The organism is Thiolapillus sp., from assembly GCF_048562965.1.
In the GTDB taxonomy this organism is placed as follows: domain Bacteria; phylum Pseudomonadota; class Gammaproteobacteria; order Chromatiales; family Chromatiaceae; genus Thiolapillus; species Thiolapillus brandeum_A.
Genome location: NZ_JBHNMF010000237.1, coordinates 1 through 4,976 on the forward strand (window position 1 = coordinate 1; position 4,976 = coordinate 4,976).

Consider the following 4,976-nt stretch of genomic DNA (forward strand, 5'->3'; position numbering starts at 1 on the left):
AATAGGTTGTCAAAGGCCGAGTCGATTTTGGGGACTGGGATGTCCCAAAATCTATCACGAGGTCGAAGACACGCTTGGCTGGCCTACCTGAAGCGCCTGCCCATAGAAACCCTCAAGATCGACCGTTCTTTCGTGAGTGATATCGTGGATGATCCCAATGATGCGGTGCTGGTTGAAACCATTATCGTCATGGCCAAGCACCTGGGACTGAGGACGATCGCCGAAGGCGTGGAAACCAGGGAAGTGCTTGCTTTTCTCGAGGAGAAGGGCTGTCACAATTTTCAGGGCTATCTGTTCAGTCGCCCGGTTCCTTTTCAGGCCCTGATGGATATGGGCGGCTCGCTGCTTCCGGATGAAATGCCGGCGGTCAAGCTGGTGCAACGGGTGGTGTGAACAGGTCTTTGCTAAGGCAGATTGGCTACATGTCCGTTCAGGAAGAAGATGCAAGTCTGCGAAGCAGTTGTTCCGGAACGGGTACCGGTTTTCTACTCCTGCTGCCGATGAATACGTGAGTGGTTCTGGCGATGGCGCAGCGAGTTCCGTCCTTGTGGAAGGCATAGGAAAAGCTCAGGGAGCTGTTTCCGGCGGCTTCCACTGTCATAGCGACACAAACGTGGTCATCGAGCTGCAGGGGTTGCAGGTAATCCGCTTCGGCATGCACCAGGGGTATGAGGTAATCGCCGCTTTCAAGTATTGCTTTCAGGGAATATCCCGCATCGGCAAGCAGGGCAGCATAAGCGTCGTGAACATGATCGAACAGGCGCGCAAAAAAAAGGATGCCGGCAGGGTCGAGATCCTGAAAGCGAACCTGAAAACAGTATTCAAAAGGTTTCATGGATACCCAGGCCGGGAGTGTCAGACAGAAAGACATATCCTGCCCTGATTTCGGGTGGTTTGGCAATGTCTTCGCTGAGCCAGTCTGACGTGGCAAGTCCGTGTGCCAGCCCCGGTGAAAGCGGATCGGTGGCAGCTGCAAGCTGGCAGGTAGCCTGAACGCCAATGGCCGAATCCACCAGTGTGGTGATCACAGATTCCTTCCCGGCAGCTGCAGCGCTTTCAGCAAGAGCAAGGGTGCAGCGCAGGCCGCCTTGCACTCCCGGCTTCAGGACAAGGCGGCGAATGGCGGGATTTGTCAGTACCTCGTTCAGGTCCAGGTTTTTCAATGATTCATCCAGTGCCAGCGTGATATTGGTCTGATTCTGCAGGTCGGCAAATGCAGCCAGTCCGGTTTCGTGCAGCGGCTCCTCCAGTGACTCTATGGGCAGCCCTTCGCTTGCCGCCAGAAAATACCTGGCCTCATCCAGGTTCCAAGCGCCGTTGGCATCGAGACGCAGAAGGTATTGGGGAGGCAGTTTCCTGCACAGGGCTTTCAGGCATGCCAGTTCTTCTTCGACAGCCTGCTTGCCCACTTTGAGTTTAATGACTTTGAAGCCTGATTCGATGCTGGACAGGGTGTTTTCGTCGCAAATCGACCCTGAAAGGGCATTGACGCGAACGCGGTCACTGGATTTGCTGTTGAGCATTTTACGCAAAGGCAGATCTGTTTTGCGGCTCTTGAGATCCAGCAGGGCGGTTTCCAGCGCAAAGCAGCTGGCCGGATATCCGGTTCGCTGTTTTTCCAGTTTCCCGAGCAGTGCTGCACTGTCCGGCCAGGTGTTTCCGGCGCATTGCAGCAGAAACCGGTGGGCCTCCCGTTTCGATTCAGTGCCAAAAGCCTGAAAAGGCGCGCAATCCCCAATACCCGAGCAGTTGTGTTCTTCCGCTTTGACCACCCAGCCTTCGCGAAAACGCATCGGATTGTGGGTCATGCCGGGCCAGGCTGCTGTCAGCGGCAGTTTATAGGGGTAGAAGCTGATTTCTAGGGCCATTTATGGGGGAAATCCTGCGCTATTTTGATTTATGTCAAACCAAGGCTGTGCGAAATGACACACACTACACGGGTTTATATAATCGACGCCGCAACCGGTGAAAGCCGGTCTGCAATTTTGATCGAAAAAGGTGGGGATATTCCGGCTTTTCGGTCGCTATCAAAAGTAGTTACCAGAAGGAGAATAACATGAAAGTACGCAAGCCCTTGCTTGCCTCCCTAGTTGCTTTGACAGTGGGACTGACCGCCGGAGGCCAAGCCTGGTCTCAGGACACGTTGAAAGACGTGATGAAAAAGCGTGGTCTGACTGAAAAAGACATCTTGGCGGCAGCAAAAACCTATACGCCTACCGGCGGCCGTGATGAATATCTGGCCTTCAGCTCCGGTGGCCAGAGCGGACAGATTATCGTTTACGGTATTCCGTCCATGCGCATTCTCAAGTACATCGGCGTGTTTACTCCAGAACCCTGGCAGGGTTATGGATTCGATGACGAGTCCAAAGAAGTGCTGGCCCAGGGCCGCATAGAAGGTAAGGACATCGTCTACGGCGATACCCACCACCCCGCCCTTTCTGAAACCAATGGCGACTACAACGGCAAGTACCTGTTTATCAATGACAAGGCCAATCCCCGTATCGCCGTTATCGACCTGCATGATTTCGAAACCAAGCAGATCGTGGTCAACCCTCTGTTCCGTTCCGAGCACGGTGGTGCTTTTGTCACGCCCAACACCGAATATGTGATGGAAGCGACACAGTACGCTCACCCGTACACCGGCAGCGGTTTCGTGCCTCTGGAAAAGTTCAACGAGAAGTACCGTGGTGGTCTGACCTACTGGAAGTTCAATATGGAGAAGGGCAAGATCGAGCCCGAAAACTCCTTTACCTTTGAGCTGCCTCCCTACAGTCAGGACCTGTCTGACGCAGGTAAAGGGCCTACCTACGGTTGGGGTTTCACCAACTCCTTCTGCTCCGAGCGCTATGTTGGTGGTATCGAGAAAGGCCGTCCTCCCTTCGAGGCGGGCTGTTCCTCCAAAGATACCGACTTCATGCACGTTACCAACTGGAAGAAGGCTTCAGAGCTGGTCAAAGCCGGCAAGATCGGCAAGAAAGTCAACGGCATGACCCTCATTTCCATGAAGGAAGCCGTTGCCAACGATCTTTTGTATCTTATTCCTGAGCCCAAGTCACCTCACGGTGTTGACGTCGTGCCTACCGGCGACAAAATTGTCGTTTCCGGTAAGCTGGACAGCCATACCTGGGTTTATGACTGGAAGAAGATCCAGGCAGCCATGAAGAACAAGAAGTTCGAAAGCAAAGACCCCTATGGCATTCCCATCATTGCGCTGAAGGATGTGCTGGACAAGTCTGTTGCTGTGGGTCTGGGCCCTCTGCATACACAGTTCGATTCCAAGAAATGTGTTGCCTACACCTCTATTTACGTGGATTCCATGATCACCAAGTGGGACTACTGTAAAGGCAAGGTGCTGGATCAGTTGCCCATTCACTACAACGTAGGCCACCTGATGGCGATGGAAGGTGACACCGTCAAGCCTGACGGCAAGTATCTGGTAGCACTGAACAAGCTGGCCATCGACCGTTTCAATCCGGTCGGTCCACTGCATCCGCAGAACCACCAGCTCATCGATATCAGTGGCGACAAGATGCAACTCCTGTATGACATGCCCATCCCGCTGGGCGAACCGCACTATGTTGTTGCCATCAAGGCCGACAAGCTCAAGCCTGCGATTCGCTACAAGTCCGGCTGGAACAGCCGCAAGGATGAGCGTTCTCCGTGGAAAACCCGTGCGGGCCGCGAGAAGATCGAGCGTACCTGTGATGCCAGCGGCAAGTGCACCGTGAATGTTTACGGTACAGCTATCCGTTCTCACCTGACGCCTGAGATCATCGAGGTTACCGAAGGTGATACCGTCTCAATTCACGTTACCAACCTGGAGCGTGCCGAGGACGAGGTTCACGGTTATGCCATGTACGGTCACAACGTCCAGCTCTCTGTAGAGCCAGGCAAGACCGCAAGTACTACCTTCGTTGCCGACAAGGCCGGTGTCTATCCTTACTACTGCACCGAGTTCTGCTCTGCACTGCACCTTGAAATGCAGGGTTACCTGCTGGTTCAGCCAAAAGGCTACAAAGCAGAGAAAGGTGGCATGGTTGCAGGTACCAACTACACCGAAGCTGATTACAAGAAGCAGGTACAGACCAACATCGATACCCAGGCTGTAATCAACCAGGTTGTTGGATTCATCACCAGCCACAACTACAAGGACTTCCCTCCAGTAGTTGCACTGGTTGAAGATGCGACCGACCAGCTGGGCTTTGCTAAGGAAGCCAAGGCCAAGGCCGAAGCAGCGGCAGCCAAGAAAGACTGGAACAACGCCATGCTTTGGGCGAACCAGTGGTGGCAGTATCAGGTCAAGACCGCAGACATGGGTCTGCGTGCCAAGACCTATCTGGAAGAGCACGGCGCCAAGAAAGTTAAATAAGGCGCATTTCTCCGGCACCGCCTTGATCAAAGGCAAGGTGCCGGAGGACTCATTCAGGCTGTAATATTGGGGGTGATTTATCACCCCCTCTTTCTTTCAGGAGATTATGTAGTTATGAAAAAACAATTTATCGTTGCCGCCGCCGTGTCTGCGGTGCTGGTTATCACCGCTTTTGGCAGCACCGCATCCGCTGCCAGTGGCAAACGTCTGTTCATGACCTGCACGGCTTGTCATGGCAAGGATGGCAAGACCCCTATCATGCCAACCTATCCCAAGATCGCAGGCCAGAACAAGGCTTATGTGCTGCAGCAGATCAAGGACATCATGTCCGGCAAGCGTGCCAATGGCCAGTCCGTGGCCATGAAAGGCGTGCTGGTCACGCCGACAGGTGAACCCCGTTTCAGTGACGAGGATCTGGATGTTCTAGCAGATTACGTGTCCAAGCTGGCTCCTTAGACCTGTATTCGAAATGGAACGGAACAGTCCGGGCTCGCCAGGCTGTTCCGTTTTGTCGTCTGTAATCTGTAAATACACTATTTCTGACAGAAGCTCGCATGAATAACAAAAGGTAACTACTCACCCCTAAGACTGAGTACAAGCCTGCCTC

The 4,976-nt window shown here is 53.6% G+C and carries 5 protein-coding genes; 3 read left to right on the forward strand and 2 right to left on the reverse strand.

The features are described from left to right. Positions 1-39 precede the first annotated feature (39 nt). Positions 40-393 carry an EAL domain-containing protein gene (locus tag ACOCD2_RS12125; RefSeq protein ID WP_293647911.1) on the forward strand — a complete coding sequence of 118 codons (354 nt, stop codon included), beginning with the start codon at positions 40-42 and terminating at the stop codon, positions 391-393. A 37-nt stretch (positions 394-430) separates the two neighbouring features. On the opposite strand, the gene ACOCD2_RS12130 is transcribed toward ACOCD2_RS12125, so the two are convergent. Then, entirely contained in the window at positions 431-835 is a 405-nt protein-coding gene (locus ACOCD2_RS12130) for an acyl-CoA thioesterase (RefSeq protein ID WP_293647913.1), read from the reverse strand. After that, complete coding sequence (gene menC / locus ACOCD2_RS12135) at positions 822-1,868, reverse strand: o-succinylbenzoate synthase (protein ID WP_293647915.1); 1,047 nt, start codon at positions 1,866-1,868, stop codon at positions 822-824. Before menC ends, ACOCD2_RS12130 begins: the two co-directional genes overlap by 14 nt. A gap of 188 nt (positions 1,869-2,056) precedes the next feature. Between menC and nosZ the strand changes: the two genes are divergently transcribed. Together nosZ and ACOCD2_RS12145 are read left to right on the forward strand one after the other, a co-directional pair. Then, a complete protein-coding gene (nosZ, locus tag ACOCD2_RS12140) occupies positions 2,057-4,369 on the forward strand; it encodes a Sec-dependent nitrous-oxide reductase (RefSeq protein WP_293647917.1) in 2,313 nt (770 codons plus the stop codon). Positions 4,370-4,483: 114 nt separating this feature from the next. Next, a complete protein-coding gene (locus tag ACOCD2_RS12145; protein ID WP_293647919.1) occupies positions 4,484-4,825 on the forward strand; it encodes a c-type cytochrome in 342 nt (113 codons plus the stop codon). The last annotated feature ends 151 nt before the right edge of the window (positions 4,826-4,976 follow it).